The sequence below is a fragment of the Mycobacterium sp. B14F4 genome, from assembly GCF_039871645.1.
Classification (GTDB): domain Bacteria; phylum Actinomycetota; class Actinomycetes; order Mycobacteriales; family Mycobacteriaceae; genus Mycobacterium.
The window spans coordinates 496,258-509,927 of the sequence record NZ_JBDPMF010000004.1; the positions used below are offsets into that span (position 1 = coordinate 496,258).

Here is a 13,670-nt window from a genome sequence, read left to right on the forward strand (position 1 = left end):
ACCGGGAAGCGAACGCAACATGATGTTCGGGGGCGCGGGTCCGCCGTACCGTATCGTTCAGCGCGTCCGCGTACGGGTGCCAAGCAAATTCGGTACGGCTTGCTGAACGACATCGCCTGGCCGCATCACCGATCGCTGTGAAGACTGTCCGGCCCTGTTGGCCTTTGTGTAATCAAGATCACAACGTGTGACCAGCAGCTATTTGGCGGGAGGATATTGACGCTGGTGCTGACATAGCTACTGAGTTGGGCTACCGTGATGCGGTGCCCCGGACAGATGAGAATGGACGGCAACTCGGTGCGTTGCTCACCTACCTCCTCGACGGCCGTGTGACGAATCAACAGATTTACCAGGCACTCGGAACCTCCAGCAGCTGCTACTACCGCCGGATCAAGCAGGACGACTTCCCCAACGCCGACGAGCTCTACAAGATCGCGGAACGGTTCGGGCTCAGCTTCACCGATCTCCAGGTCCGGCTCGGGTTCGTGACCCGGGAAGATCTCATGGGCTACATCGATTCGGCGGGCGTCGTCGTCGCCGACGTGCCGGGCGCGCAGACCGACATCGCGTCCTGACGTCCGCGACCGCCGCGACGCTAGCGGGCCCGCGGATGGGCGCCGGCCCACACCTCGCGCAGCGCGTTGACGGTCACCATCGTGTAGATCTGCGTCGTGGTGACCGAGGCGTGGCCGAGCAGTTCCTGCACGACGCGGACGTCGGCCCCGCCGTCGAGAAGATGCGTCGCGAAGGAGTGGCGCAGCACGTGCGGCGACACCGCTGCGGTGATCCCCGCGCGCTCCGCGGCGTCCTGCAGCACCTGCCACGCGCTCTGCCGCGACAGCCGGCCGCCGCGGGAGTTGAGGAAGATCGCCGCCGTCCCCTTGCCGCGGCGAGCCAGATCAGGCCTGCCCCGGACGAGGTAGGCATCCAGCGCCGTGACCGCGGGTCTACCTACCGGCACCAGCCGGTGCTTGCCGCCCTTGCCGCGCAGCAGAACCGACCGCGCGTGGGTGTCGACGTCATCGATGTCTAGGCCGACGGCCTCGGAGATGCGGGCACCGGTGGAATACAGCAGTTCGAGCAGCGCGCGATTGCGCAGGGTCAGCGCGCTGTCGGCCTCGCTGTCTCCGCCCGCCGCCTCCAGCAATGCCAGCACCTCGTCGATGGTCAGGCTCTTGGGCAGCCGCCTGCCGGGCGTGGGCGGCTTGACCGCGGAGGCCACGTTGACCTCGGTGAGACCCTCGGCGGCGGCGAACCGGTGCAGCCCCCGAACGGCGATCAACGCACGCGCCGCCGAAACCGCCGACAGCGGCGCGGTTCCCGCTTCGGCATCACCGCGGCGCAGCGCGACCAGAAACTCGCTGACGTCGGCCTCGGCCACCTTGGTGAGGTCGTCGATGTCCCGGGCCGCCAGATGCTCGGTGTAGCGGCGCAGATCGCGGCGGTAGGAGCTCAGCGTGTTGGCGGCGACACCGCGCTCGATCGTCAGGTGGTCGAGGTAGCCCTGCACCTGGTCGTCAAGTGCGCGTCTGAATGTCGTCACGGGTGACCCCTGCGGCGGCCTAATGCCGTGGGCCGGTCGCTCCACGGCGCGTCGACCGGCCGTAGCGCCGTTGCGTCACCCATCGCGCGGGCGGCCAGAATGCCGCCTGCGGCAAGCGAATTGACGATCTCGCCGGACAACACCATGCGAACCGCCTCGTCGAGCGGAAACCACTCGACGATCAGGTCGGCTTCCTCGTCGTGGGCTTCGGGCCGCCCCACCTCGGTCAATCCGGTCGCCAGGTAGATCCGCACGCTTTCGTCGCTGAAGCCGGGCGCGGAGTCCAGGTCGACGAGCACCCGCCACTCGGTCGCCGTCAGCCCGGCCTCTTCCTCGAGTTCGCGTGCCGCGGTGATGTGCGGCGGCTCCCCGCCGAGGTCGAGCAATCCGGCAGGGAATTCCCACAGTCGCCGGCCGAACGGGTGCCGGTACTGGTAGACGAGAGCGATGTTGCGGTGGTCGTCCATAGCGAGCACGGCCACCGCGCCGTAATGCTCGACGACTTCGCGCCGCGCGACATTGCCGCCCGGCATGCGCACGTCGTCAGCGCGCAGCGCGAAGATCTTGCCGACGTAGAGCGTTTCCGATGAGACCGTCTCGAACTCGTGTTCAGCCACGGGTGGCGGGCTCTTGCAGCAGTTGCCCGACCTCGTCGGGATGCTCGGCGCCGTTGGACCGCTGCTCGGGGATCTCGACCGGCAACCGCTCCTCGGCCTTGTACGTCAGCGCCGCGCCGACGAACGCGACGAACAGCGGATGCGGCCGGGTGGGCCTGCTCTTGAGTTCGGGGTGCGCCTGCGTGCCGACGATGAAGGGGTGCGCGCCTGAGGAGTATTCGACGAACTCGACGAGGTGGCCGTCCGGCGAGGTGCCGGAGAACCTCAGGCCACTCTCGGCGATGCGATCGCGGTAGAGGTTGTTCACCTCGTAGCGGTGCCGGTGCCGCTCGGACACCTCCGTCGCGCCGTAGGCCCGCGCGACGATCGAATCCTCTTCCAGCACAGCCGGATAGGCGCCGAGTCGCATGGTGCCGCCCAGGTCCGCCTCGCCGGCGACGGCGTCGCGCTGGTCGGCCATCGTCGAGATCACCGGGTCGGGCGTCTGGGGATCGAACTCCGCGGAGTTGGCCTGCGTCAGGCCGACCGACCGAGCCGCCTCGATGACGATGCACTGCAGGCCCAGGCACAGCCCGAGCACCGGCAGGCCCCGCTTGCGGGCGTAGTGGATGGCGCCGATCTTGCCCTCGATGCCGCGGATGCCGAAGCCGCCGGGAATCAGCACGCCGTGCACATCGGCGAGCGCGGCGGCGGCACTGGCGTCGGTTTCGCAGTCGTCGGAGGCCACCCAGCGCATCTCGACCTTCGCGCGGTGCTTGAACCCACCCGCGCGCAGCGCCTCGGCCACCGACAGGTAGGCATCGGACAGGTCGATGTACTTGCCCACCAACGCGATTCGGACCGTCTCGTGCGGTTCGTGCACCCGCTGGAGCAGGTCGTTCCACTGCGTCCAGTCGACGTCGCGGAACGGCAGGTTCAGCCGGCGGACCACGTAGGCGTCGAGTTCCTCGCGGTGCAGCACCTTGGGGATGTCGTAGATCGACGGCGCGTCCGGGGTGGAGATGACGCCGTCGACGTCGACGTCACACATCAACGCGATCTTGTTCTTCAGCGGTTCGGGCACATCACGGTCGCAGCGCAGGATCAACGCGTCTGGAGTGATGCCGATGCTGCGCAGCGCCGCCACCGAGTGCTGCGTCGGCTTGGTCTTCAACTCGCCCGACGGCGCCATGTAGGGCACCAGCGAGCAGTGCAGGAAGAAGCAGTTCTCGCGGCCAACCTCGTGGCGCACCTGCCGCGCCGCCTCCAGGAACGGCAGCGACTCGATGTCGCCGACCGTGCCGCCGATCTCGGTGATCACGATGTCGGGCCGTCGACCGGCCTCATCGGCGGCGGCCATCGCCAGGATGCGACTCTTGATCTCGTCGGTGATGTGTGGAATGACCTGCACCGTGTCGCCGAGGTACTCGCCGCGGCGTTCCTTGGCGATCACCGACGAATAGACCTGCCCCGTCGTGACATTCGCCGATCCGGACAGGTTGCGGTCGAGAAAGCGCTCGTAGTGGCCGACGTCGAGATCGGTTTCGGCGCCGTCCTCGGTGACGAACACCTCGCCGTGCTGGAACGGGTTCATGGTGCCCGGGTCGACGTTGAGGTACGGGTCCAGCTTCTGCATCGTCACCTGCAGGCCCCGCGCGGTCAGCAACTGTCCGAGGCTCGATGCAGTGAGGCCCTTGCCGAGTGAGGAAACCACGCCGCCCGTGACGAAGAGGTGCTTGGTGGCCGTTTGCGGGTGCTTGCGTAACGCTGGCAAGAACAACCTCCGTGACGACGGGCAGGGCTTACTTTTCTAGGCCGATTCCTAGCTCGGGGCCTGCCGACCCACGGAACCCCACCCTAACACCGACGCCGACAAGGCGTCGCTGACGCGCCGTGCGTACGCGGGGAGCGCGACCGCATCGCGGCCCTATTGCGGGACCGTCACCGATGTCGCGCCCTGCCCGATGCCGTACTGCCCGGGCCGGCCGCCGTTGATCAGGTCACTGAGTGCCAGTGCCGCGGTGATGCGACCGGACTCGCTGTCGACGTCGTCCACGGTGCTCACCGCCGACGACAGCGCGGCATCCGATCGGGTCACTGCGACGGCCGCGGTGCCCGAAGCGGAGCCGTCACGGCCGGCCAGGACCGTCCCGGAGCCGTGCGGGGCCAGGCCGGCGGCCAACCGCGCGACCGTCGAACCACGGTTGCCGGCGTCGTCGCCGAGCGCCCCGCCCGTCACGATCATCGCCGTGTTCGCCGCGCCCACGCGCTGGTCGCCGTAGGTGATGAAGCCCGTGTCGCGCAGCGTGGCCAGCACGGTCTCCCGCTGGGCGTCGTCGACGGCCTGCACCTTGGGATCCCTGTCGATCAGCAGCGCGATACCCAACAGGTCACCGGCTTGCGAACCCTGATCCACCGACGTCGTGCTCAACTGCTTGCCCGCGGGCACGATCGGCGAGTTCACCACCGACAGCAACTTCTCGGCGGCGTTGGCGTCGACGAACTGCTGCGTCAACTCCACCGACCCCGTCACGGTCCCACCGGCCTGACCGATCAATCGGGTCAGTGCCTCGACGTCATCGTCGGCGGCGTCGGGGGTGCGGAACAGCACCACGGACTTGTCGAGAAGCGCGTCACGCAGGATGCGGGGCGACATCAGCGCATCGAATTCGCCTGCTGCGCTCAGCTTCTCGGTGAGCGCGTTCTTGTCGTCGGTGAGCGTGTTGATCTGGTTCTGCAGTTCGTGCTTGTCGTCGCGTAGCCCGGACAGCACGGTGTTGGAGAGCAGCCCCGACCCCAGCGCGACGCCGACGGCCAGGGCCAGAAACACCGCGGCGAGCGAGATCGCATGTGTGCGTAGCGAAATCATGAGTTGATCCCTCGGTGGTCCTAGGTGACCCAGCCCTGGATCCACAGCGAGAAGCGGTTCCAGTAGTCGATGACCCAGTCGAGCAGCGCCGCGTCGACCCGGGCCACCCACAGCGCGACGATCACTGCCACCAGCATCGCCAGCACCAACAGCGCGATCGCGCCGCCCGAGACGCGGCTGCGGTACAACGTGGCAACGGCTTTCGCGTCGACGAGCTTCTCGCCGACCTTCAGCCTGGTCAGAAAGGTCGACGGGTTGCTCTGCTGGCGGGACCGGTCGAAGAACTCCTCGATGCTGGCGGTGTGACCGGCGGTCACGATGAGCGACGCGCCGTGGTGGTCGCACAGCAGCAGCGCCAGGTCGGCGGCCGACCCGGCGGCGGGGAACGTCATCGCCCCGACACCCAGATCCTGGATGCGCTCCAGCCCCGCGGCGTGTCCGTCGGCGTCGGCGGGCAGCACCACCTGAGCACCGCAGCGCAGCACGTCGGCACTGATCTTGTCCGGGTCGCCGACGATGAGTTGCGGGCGGTAACCCGCCTTGCGGAGCACGTCGGCGCCGGTTCCCACGCCCACCAGCACCGGCTGGTACTCCTTGATGAACGGCTTGAGCGCCTTGAGGTCGGTGAAGGCGTCGGCGTCCTCGGCGACGATCACGACATGGCGCCGGTTGACGTCGACGTCGATGTCCGGGATGCCGATGCCGTCGATGAGCAGTGGGCTCTCACTGCGGATGAACTCGATGGTGTTGCCCGCAAACGCCTCCAGGTGCGCCACCAGACCGCTCTTGGCCTCGTGCATCAGCTCGTGGATCTCGTGGTCGGTGCGCTCGACTCCGAGGATCAGGCGTCGGTCGCCGGAGTAGACGCCGCCTTCGTGCAGCCGTACCCGGGCGCCGTCCTTGACCTTTTTGAACACCTCGGACCCGGTGTCGTCGATCAATGTGATGCCGTTGGCGACCAGGACCTCGGGACCGAGGTTGGGGTAGCGCCCCGAGATCGACGGCGACGCGTTGACGACGGCGGTGACGCCGGCTTCGACGAGTGCGTCGGCGGTGATCCGGTCGAGATCCAGCACGTCGATCACGACGATGTCTCCCGGGGTGATGCGTCGCAACAGTCGATCGATGTCGCGGTCCACACGGGCCGTGCCGGTGACGCCCGGCCGTGAGCTGGCATTGCGGGAGAGCAGCGCTGACATCTTCATGCGCCGATTTTGTCGAGATCGCGTGGTGATCCGTCGGAGGCGCGCCGTAACAGCAGCCTCATAAGTACCTTTCGTCACATCCGCACCAGGCAGCGCCGGGCCACGGAATTTGCGCCGCAGCAAATTGGAGGTGGGGTAGTCGACTACCCCACCCGGCACTTTTACGAGGCGGTACGAATCGGGCATCGGTTCATGCGACCTGCAGCCTTGACCAGCCTCCGAGGAGATTTCGAAATGGCCCACTCCGCAAATCGGTCAGCAGAGCAAAAGCGATTCGTCGCGTCGGCGATGACTGTCGGCGCGCTCGCGGCCGCGGGCGCCGCACTGATATGGGTGCCGCCCGGAGACACAACTCCCCCGCGCGCGATCACCACGCCGGTCGCCCTGGTCGACCACGCCGTGCCGCTTCCGGCCGATTCGCCGTTCCGTGTGTGCACCTCTCCCACCGTCGGCTGCGGCGTCCCGGGGACCGCGAGTGTGAGCCGACAGTCGAGTCCGCTCGCCACCACGTTCGTCGGCGGCGGCTTCGACCTGATCGCCACCCGTCTGCTCGGGGCGCCGGCACAGATCCTGGCCAATCCGCTGAACGCCGTCGGGCCGGGCGGGTGGCTGATCGGCGACGCCGTCACCGCCGGTGCGCACGGCGGGCTGCTGATCGGCAACGGCGAAGACGGCGTCACCCCCGGACAGCACGGCGGATACGGCGGCCTGCTCATCGGCGACGGCGGCGACGGCGCCGACGGTGGGCTCGGCCAGGACGGCTGACGGGGCGGCTCGGGCGGGTTGATCCGCGGCGACGGCGGTGACGGTGGCGACGGCGGCGACGCCGACCCGCTGATCGGCACTGCCGGGGACGGCGGAAGCGGCGGCAACGCGGTCAACGGCACCGGCGGAAACGGAGGCGACGGCGGCGACGCGGGCCGCATCTACCTCGACGGCGAGCGGCGGATCGACGCTTCGATCGCCGTGCCGGCGGTCGGCGGTGACGGCGGCGCCGGTGGCAGCTCGTCGATGGGCGACGCCGGCCACGGCGGGGACGGCGGCACGGCCGCCACCACCGTCGGCAACGCCACCGCGGGCAGTGGCGGCGACGGCGGAAGCACGCAGGTCGGCGCCGGGGGCGACGGCGGGCACGCCGGCGAGCAGGCGGCCACCACCGGCACCGGTGCACTCGCGACCGGCGGCAGTGGCGGCGACGGCGGCAACAGCGTGTTCGGTGACGGCGGTGACGGCGGCGACGGCAGTCACGCGGTGACCAGCTTCGCCGGCGACGCAGTGGGCGGCAACGGCGGCAACGGCGGCGACGCGACGTTCGGTGACGGCGGCGACGGCGGGGACGCCGCATCGGAGACCGGCGACTTCACCACCGGCGTGTTCGCGGACGGGAACGCGACCGGCGGCAGCGGTGGCGATGGCGGCGACAGTGGCAACGTCGGTGGCGAGGGCGGTGCCGGCGGCAACGGCGGTCGGGCCGGCGCCGGTGGCTTCCTCGGCGGCTCAGGGGTGGTCGATCCGGTGTCGACCGGGGGCGACGGCGGCGACGGCGGCGACGGTGGTCCTATCGGAACCGGGGGCGACGGCGGCGACGGCGGCGATGCGCTCAACGGCATCACCGGCGACGGCCCGTCGTTCGGCGGGGACGGCGGCAGCGGCGGTGCCCCCGGCGGCCTGGGTGGTGCGGGTGGCACCGCCAGCGGCGGCGGCAACAACACCGATGGTCAGGCGGGCAGCGACGGCTGAGCCCGAAGGCGTCAGTCGTCCTGGTCGCGCAGGGTGCGGGCCGACTCCAACAGTTCCCGAGCGTGCGCCCGGCCGCTGTCGGACTCCCCCAGCCCGGCCAGCATCCGCGCCAGTTCGGCCACCCGCTCGTCGCCGTCGAGGCGGCGCACGCCGCTCGCCTTGCTTCTGCCCCCGCTGGCGACCGCCAGATGGACGTCGGCGTAGGCGGCCACCTGCGGCAGATGCGTGACGACGATGACCTGATGGGTGCGGGCCAGTCGGGCCAGGCGCCGCCCGATCTGCACCGCGGCGCGCCCGCCCACGCCGGCATCGACCTCGTCGAACACCATCGTCGTACCTTCGGCCGAAGCCGACAGCACCACTTCGAGGGCCAGCATGACCCGCGACAACTCGCCCCCGGACGCGCTTTTGGTCAGTGGCAGCACATCGGTCCCGTGATGCGCGGCGAAGCCGAACTCGACGTTGTCGACGCCGTCGTGGCCGGCATGCACGACATCACCGGAGGCCAGCCTGACCGGCGCGGAATCGTCGGCCCTCGCGAACAGCGGGCTGACCGTCACCGTGAACCCTGCATCGGCCATCGCCAGTCCCGCCAGTTCGGCGGTGACCGCCTTGGCCAAGCCCTTGGCCGCCTTGGTCCTGGCTTTGGTCAGGTCGGCGGCCGCCGCGACGACCTTGGCCTCCAGTTCGTGGACGCGCCGGTCCAATTCGGCGAGTGTCTCTTCCGACACGTCGAGTTGCGCCAGGCGGTCCCGCGATACACGCGCCCACTCGAGAACACCGTCGATATCGGGCGCGTACTTACGGGTCAGTGCGCGCAACTCGGCCTGGCGGGCCAGCTTGGCCTCCAAAGCGCTCGCGTCACTGGGCAATCCGGACAGATAGGTGCCGAGGTCGCCGCTGACGTTGTTGATCACGGCGACCGCTTCGGCGAGCTGTTCGGCCAGCGTCGTCAACGCGGTGTCATCCGCGGACTCGAGCGCGGACTTGGCCTGCGCCACCGCGTGAGCGGCCGAGAGTGCGTCGGACGAGGGATCGTCGGGGCCCGCGAGGGCGGCGCGGGCGAGCTGCGCCGCTTCCCGCAGTGCGTCGAGTTCGGACAGCCGCCGGATGTCGGCGACGAGCGCGTCGTCCTCACCGGGTTGTGGTGCTACGGCGTCGATCTCGTTGAGCCCGAACTTGAGCAGGTCAGCTTCCTGGGCCAGCTCCCGCGCCCGCTGCTTGCGGTCGAGCAGGTCGCGGCGCGCCGCGAGCCAGTCGTCGCGCACGGTCCGGTACCGCTTCAGCTGTGTCTCGACATCGGCGAACCGGTCCAGTGCCGCGCGCTGCTCGTCCGGGCGCATCAGCCGCAGCTGATCGTTCTGCCCGTGCAGTGTGAGAAGTTCGGCGGTGAAGCCGCTCAACGACTTCGCGGGAACGCTGCGCCCGCCGAGGTACGCCCGCGACGGGCCCTCCCGGCTCACGGAGCGGGCAGCGATCACGCTGCCGTCATCGTCGCGGTCGGCGCCCGACGAGTCGAGGATCTCGTCGACGACCGACCCGTCGACGAGTTCGGTTGTGGTAAAACGACCTTCGACCACCGCACGGTCGGCGCCGGAGCGCACCCGGCTCGCGTCGGCGCGTGCACCGCCGAGCAGGTGCAGGCCGGTGACCACCATCGTCTTACCGGTGCCGGTCTCGCCGGTCAGCACCGTGAACCCGCGGTCGAATTCGGCGGTCGCGGTGCTGATGGCCCCCAGGGACTCGATGCGGATCTCGGATAGCACTACTGTCCGCGCCACCCCGTGACCGGCAACCGGAACTTGCGCACCAGGCGGTCGGTGAACGGCGCGCTGTCGAGGCGGATCCACTTCACCGGCGTTCCGCAGCGCGTCACCTCCAGTCGGCCGCCCGCGGGCACGGTCATCTCGCGCCGCCCGTCGCAGAACACCAGTGCGTCATGGCCGTCCGCTTCGACCTCGATCGCGATCGCCGCGTCCGGGCTGGTGACCATCGGCCGGGCGAACAGGGCGTGAGCGTTGTTGGGCACCACCAGGATCGCCTCCAGGTCGGGCCACACGATGGGGCCGCCCGCGGAGAACGCCCACGCGGTGGACCCGGTCGGCGTCGCGACCAGCACGCCGTCGCATCCGAACGACGACACCGGCCGGCCGTCGACCTCCAGCACGGCACCCAACACGCCCAGCCGCGGGCCCTTCTCCAAGCTGGCCTCGTTGAGCGCCCACCCGCGGTCGACGATCCGACCCTCGACGCGCACGACGACGTCGAGAGTCATGCGTTCCTCGACGCGATAGTCGCGCTTGACGACGTGCTCGAGCACGGTGTCGATGTTGTCGGCCTCGGCCTCGGCGAGGAACCCGATGCGACCGAGATTGACTCCCAGCACCGGGATTTCGACGTTGCGCGCCAGTTCGGCGGCGCGCAGGAAGGTGCCGTCGCCGCCGAGGACGAGCACCAGTTCGCAACCTTCGGCGGCCCGGTCGTCGGCGTCGACCACCTCGATCTCGACTCCGAGCGCGCGCACATCATCGGGAGAAAGGTGCACCGGCCCGCGGTCGACGGCCTCAGCCGAGAGCACCTTCAGGCGAATTCCGTTGTCGCCAAGCACCTTCTGGACTCGTCGGGCCACTTCGGTTGCTTCGTCCCGGCCCGTGTGCACCACGAGGAGGATGGTGCGGACGGTGCTCATTGGGGCCCCTCCGCGACGGCTCGGCGCACCGCCTGCTCGAGCAGGTCGCCCTGCAGCGGTGCCTCGGTGCGGCTGCGCAACCGCAGGAAGTACTCGACGTTGCCCGACGGCCCGGGCAGCGGGCTCGCGGTGACGGCGACGGTATGCCAGTCCAGCTCGTCGGCCCGGCGCGCGACCGTCAGCACGGCGTCGGCCCGCAGGTCCGGATCGGTGACGACGCCACCGGCGCCCACCCGGTCCTTTCCGACCTCGAACTGGGGCTTCACCATCGGAACGATATCGGCGTCGGGTGACGCGCACGACGTCAGTGCCGGCAGCACTGTGGACAGCGAGATGAACGACAGATCGGCGACCACCAGATCGACCGGACCGCCAACGGCCTCGGCGGTCAGATCGCGCACGTTGGTGCGTTCCAACACCGTCACCCGTGGATCGGTGCGCAGCGCCCAGGCGAGCTGACCGTAGCCGACGTCGGCGGCGACCACCTCACGGGCGCCGCGGTCGAGCAGGACTTCGGTGAACCCGCCGGTCGATGCGCCGGCGTCCAGGCAGCGGCGGTCGTCGACCGCCACCTCAAAGGCATCGAGTGCGCCGATCAACTTGTGCGCGCCCCGGGAGACCCACGAGCGCTCGTCGGTGCCCTCGACGGTCAGGGACGCGGTGACCGTGACCGCGGTGGCGGGTTTGGCCGCGGGCATCCCGTCGATGCTTACGCGTCCGGCACCGATCAACTCGGCGGCCTGCTGCCGGGAGCGGGCCAAACCGCGTCGCACCAGTTCGGCGTCCACTCTCGCGCGCCGCGCCACGGGTCAGCCCTTCTCGACCGACTCGAGCGCCTGCACCAGCACGTCGTGGGCTTCTTCCAACCGTGCCGCGATGACGTCGATGTCGGCGTCGGCCAGGTCCCCAAGACCCGAGCCCTCCTGCGCGGGGTCGGGCAGGTCTGCCAGCAACTCCGCGATACGCGCGCGAATCTGATCGAGGTCCGTAGTCATGTCGGTGTTCACGCTAGTCGATTCGGCGCGCCAGCCAGGGACCACCGCTCCAAGGCCTGTTGCGCGGCGTCGTCACCGGCGCTCAGCGTGAACGCGGCGCCGTCAACCCCGGCGTCCCACACCGCGCCGGCGGTGGCGCGGATGACCGAGAGTGGGTCGTCGGTATCTCGGCCCGTGGAGTGCACGAAGACCGACTGCGGGTCTACGTCGATGCGCCACGCCGGGTGCGGGCCGATGCGCAGCGAGTCGGCCGGCGCGTACAGAGACCGCAGGTCGGCGGCCACGTAGTCCGGCCGCTCCGACGCCACGGCGCGGATCATGTCCTCGGCGGTGCTGACGCCGGTGAGGACCAGCAGGCTCGGCAGACCCGCGGCGTTGGCGCCGGCGATGTCGGTGTCGAGGCGGTCGCCCACCACCAGCGGAGTACCGAACTGACCGCGCGCCAACGCGTCGTTGAGCAGGGTCGGCTGCGGCTTGCCTGCCACCTGCGGCTCGTGTGCGGTGGCCGCGCGCAGCGCGGCCACCATCGAGCCGTTGCCGGGCAGCAGGCCGCGTTCGGACGGCAGCGTCAGGTCGACGTTCGCGGCCACCCAGAGAGCGCCGCTGCGGATCGCCAGCGCCGCCTCGGCGAGGTCGGCCCAACCCGTCTGCGGAGAGTGGCCCTGCACCACGGCGACGGGTCCGTCCGACCACCGCCGGACGGGCTTGAGCCCGACGCGCCTGACCTCGGCGGCCAACGCCTCGGTGCCCACAACGAGAACCATTGACGCGGGCCGCAATTGGGCGGCCAGCAGATTGGCCGCGCTCTGCGCGCTGGTGACCACATCGTCGGGTTCCGCGGCGAATCCCATCGCGTGCAGATGCTGTGCCACTTCTGCCGGGCCGCGCGATGCGTTGTTGGTGACGTAGAGGGTCCGGGCCTGCACGCCCGCCAGTGTCTCGACGGCGCCCGTGGTGGCCTCGTGGCCGCGGAAGACGGTGCCGTCGAGATCGAGCAGTAGACAATCGTGTTCGAGCGCAAGCATGCTCACGTCAGGTGAGCTCCGTGATGCGCTCTTCGGCATCGGTGACACCTTCGATGTCGGCGGCGGCGGCGGTGAGGAACCACTTCAGCGCGTCCTGGCTGCGGCCCAGCGCGAGCAACGTTTCGGCGTAGGTGTAGAACAGCCGCACGGCCGTCGGCCCGGTCCGCTTCGGATCCAGTTGCGGCGTCGACAGCACGGCGAGCGCCTGTTCGTGCTGACCCAGATCTGAGCGGGCGCCCGCCACCACGATCCGCAGTTCGTCGGCATCGTCCCCGGTGAGCTGCGCGGCTTCGGGGCCGCGTGCCAGCTCGATCGCCCGTTCGGGACGGCCGACACCGCGTTCACAATCGGCGATCAACGCCAACAGCGGCGACTTGCTGCCCATCCGGCGGGCGGCGCGAAGCTCGGCCAGCGCCTGCGCCCAGTCCCCGCATTGATAGGCGGCGATGCCGACGGCCTCACGAACGGCCGCGATCCGGCCGGACCTGGCGCGGGCGGCGCGGGCGTGTTCGAGCGCGGCCTGCGGATCCTCCTCGATCAACTCGCCGGCCGCGACCAGATGCTTGGCGACGAAGTCGGCGGTGAACTTGTCGAGGGTGGTCAGCTCCCCGCGAATCTCGGGTGAGAGTTGTTTAGCCTCAATACCTTCCGGTATCGGCGGACCCTCGTGCCGCCGCACGTCGGCATCGGGCTTCGGCTGCGACCGGCGAGCCCGGTTGGGGCCCGATGAGCGCGGCGCCGAACGCTGTGGGCGGTGCTCCTCGCCGCCCCTTCTGTCCTGAGCCACGTATGCCTTTCTACCCGATGACGCGACAAGTGAGAATTCGAAAGGAATTCGCAGGAAATAGAATTACCCCCCACGAAATTGTGGGGGGTAATCCTAATTTGTGTTCGGCGGTGTCCTACTTTTCCACCCGTGTTGGGTAGTATCATTGGCGCTGGCAGGCTTAGCTTCCGGGTTCGGGATGGGTCCGGGCGTTTCCCTGTCGCTATTGACCGCCGTAACTC

At 69.6% G+C, this 13,670-nt stretch carries 14 protein-coding genes and 1 rRNA gene; 3 read left to right on the plus strand and 12 right to left on the minus strand.

Translation table 11 applies throughout. The annotated features are described in order from the left end of the window. Positions 1 to 263 precede the first annotated feature (263 nt). Positions 264 to 575, plus strand: a complete 312-nt coding sequence (locus ABGB19_RS14860) for an XRE family transcriptional regulator (RefSeq protein WP_347686700.1) — start codon at positions 264 to 266, stop codon at positions 573 to 575. A gap of 20 nt (positions 576 to 595) precedes the next feature. On the opposite strand, the gene xerD is transcribed toward ABGB19_RS14860, so the two are convergent. From xerD to steA, 5 genes are all read right to left on the minus strand, one after another. Further along, positions 596 to 1,543 (minus strand): site-specific tyrosine recombinase XerD, encoded by a 948-nt coding sequence (xerD, locus tag ABGB19_RS14865; RefSeq protein WP_347686701.1) that lies wholly within the window; start codon positions 1,541 to 1,543, stop codon positions 596 to 598. Beyond that, positions 1,540 to 2,160, minus strand: a complete 621-nt coding sequence (locus ABGB19_RS14870) for an NUDIX hydrolase (protein WP_347686702.1) — start codon at positions 2,158 to 2,160, stop codon at positions 1,540 to 1,542. The genes xerD and ABGB19_RS14870 overlap by 4 nt, the downstream gene beginning before the upstream one ends. Beyond that, the gene (locus ABGB19_RS14875; protein ID WP_347686703.1) at positions 2,153 to 3,913 is read right to left on the minus strand and encodes a CTP synthase; all 1,761 of its coding nucleotides are present in this window, start codon (positions 3,911 to 3,913) and stop codon (positions 2,153 to 2,155) included. Before ABGB19_RS14875 ends, ABGB19_RS14870 begins: the two co-directional genes overlap by 8 nt. Before the next feature lie 153 nt (positions 3,914 to 4,066). Next, positions 4,067 to 5,008, minus strand: coding sequence for a copper transporter (locus ABGB19_RS14880; protein ID WP_347686704.1), 942 nt, complete (start codon positions 5,006 to 5,008; stop codon positions 4,067 to 4,069). 20 nt (positions 5,009 to 5,028) lie between these two features. Next, complete coding sequence (gene steA, locus ABGB19_RS14885; RefSeq protein WP_347686705.1) at positions 5,029 to 6,213, minus strand: putative cytokinetic ring protein SteA; 1,185 nt, start codon at positions 6,211 to 6,213, stop codon at positions 5,029 to 5,031. Positions 6,214 to 6,501: 288 nt separating this feature from the next. Between steA and ABGB19_RS14890 the strand changes: the two genes are divergently transcribed. Together ABGB19_RS14890 and ABGB19_RS14895 are read left to right on the plus strand one after the other, a co-directional pair. Next, a complete protein-coding gene (locus tag ABGB19_RS14890) occupies positions 6,502 to 6,978 on the plus strand; it encodes a hypothetical protein (protein WP_347686706.1) in 477 nt (158 codons plus the stop codon). An 18-nt stretch (positions 6,979 to 6,996) separates the two neighbouring features. Beyond that, positions 6,997 to 7,953 carry a hypothetical protein gene (locus ABGB19_RS14895; protein WP_347686707.1) on the plus strand — a complete coding sequence of 319 codons (957 nt, stop codon included), beginning with the start codon at positions 6,997 to 6,999 and terminating at the stop codon, positions 7,951 to 7,953. Positions 7,954 to 7,964: 11 nt separating this feature from the next. Here ABGB19_RS14895 and recN read toward each other — a convergent pair whose 3' ends face one another. The 7 genes from recN to rrf all read right to left on the minus strand — a co-directional run bounded on the left by recN (position 7,965) and on the right by rrf (position 13,666). After that, positions 7,965 to 9,719 (minus strand): DNA repair protein RecN, encoded by a 1,755-nt coding sequence (gene recN / locus ABGB19_RS14900; protein WP_347686757.1) that lies wholly within the window; start codon positions 9,717 to 9,719, stop codon positions 7,965 to 7,967. Then, on the minus strand, positions 9,719 to 10,642 hold the full coding sequence (locus ABGB19_RS14905; RefSeq protein WP_347686708.1) for an NAD kinase: 924 nt from the start codon (positions 10,640 to 10,642) through the stop codon (positions 9,719 to 9,721). Before ABGB19_RS14905 ends, recN begins: the two co-directional genes overlap by 1 nt. Then, entirely contained in the window at positions 10,639 to 11,448 is an 810-nt protein-coding gene (locus tag ABGB19_RS14910; protein ID WP_347686709.1) for a TlyA family RNA methyltransferase, read from the minus strand. Before ABGB19_RS14910 ends, ABGB19_RS14905 begins: the two co-directional genes overlap by 4 nt. 3 nt (positions 11,449 to 11,451) lie before the next feature. Next, complete coding sequence (locus ABGB19_RS14915) at positions 11,452 to 11,637, minus strand: hypothetical protein (RefSeq protein ID WP_347686710.1); 186 nt, start codon at positions 11,635 to 11,637, stop codon at positions 11,452 to 11,454. A gap of 8 nt (positions 11,638 to 11,645) precedes the next feature. Continuing rightward, the gene (locus ABGB19_RS14920; protein WP_347686711.1) at positions 11,646 to 12,668 is read right to left on the minus strand and encodes an HAD-IIA family hydrolase; all 1,023 of its coding nucleotides are present in this window, start codon (positions 12,666 to 12,668) and stop codon (positions 11,646 to 11,648) included. Between the two features lies 1 nt (position 12,669). Continuing rightward, on the minus strand, positions 12,670 to 13,449 hold the full coding sequence (locus ABGB19_RS14925) for a tetratricopeptide repeat protein (protein WP_347686712.1): 780 nt from the start codon (positions 13,447 to 13,449) through the stop codon (positions 12,670 to 12,672). A 102-nt stretch (positions 13,450 to 13,551) separates the two neighbouring features. Continuing rightward, positions 13,552 to 13,666, minus strand: a 5S ribosomal RNA gene (gene rrf, locus ABGB19_RS14930). Positions 13,667 to 13,670: the final 4 nt, after the last annotated feature.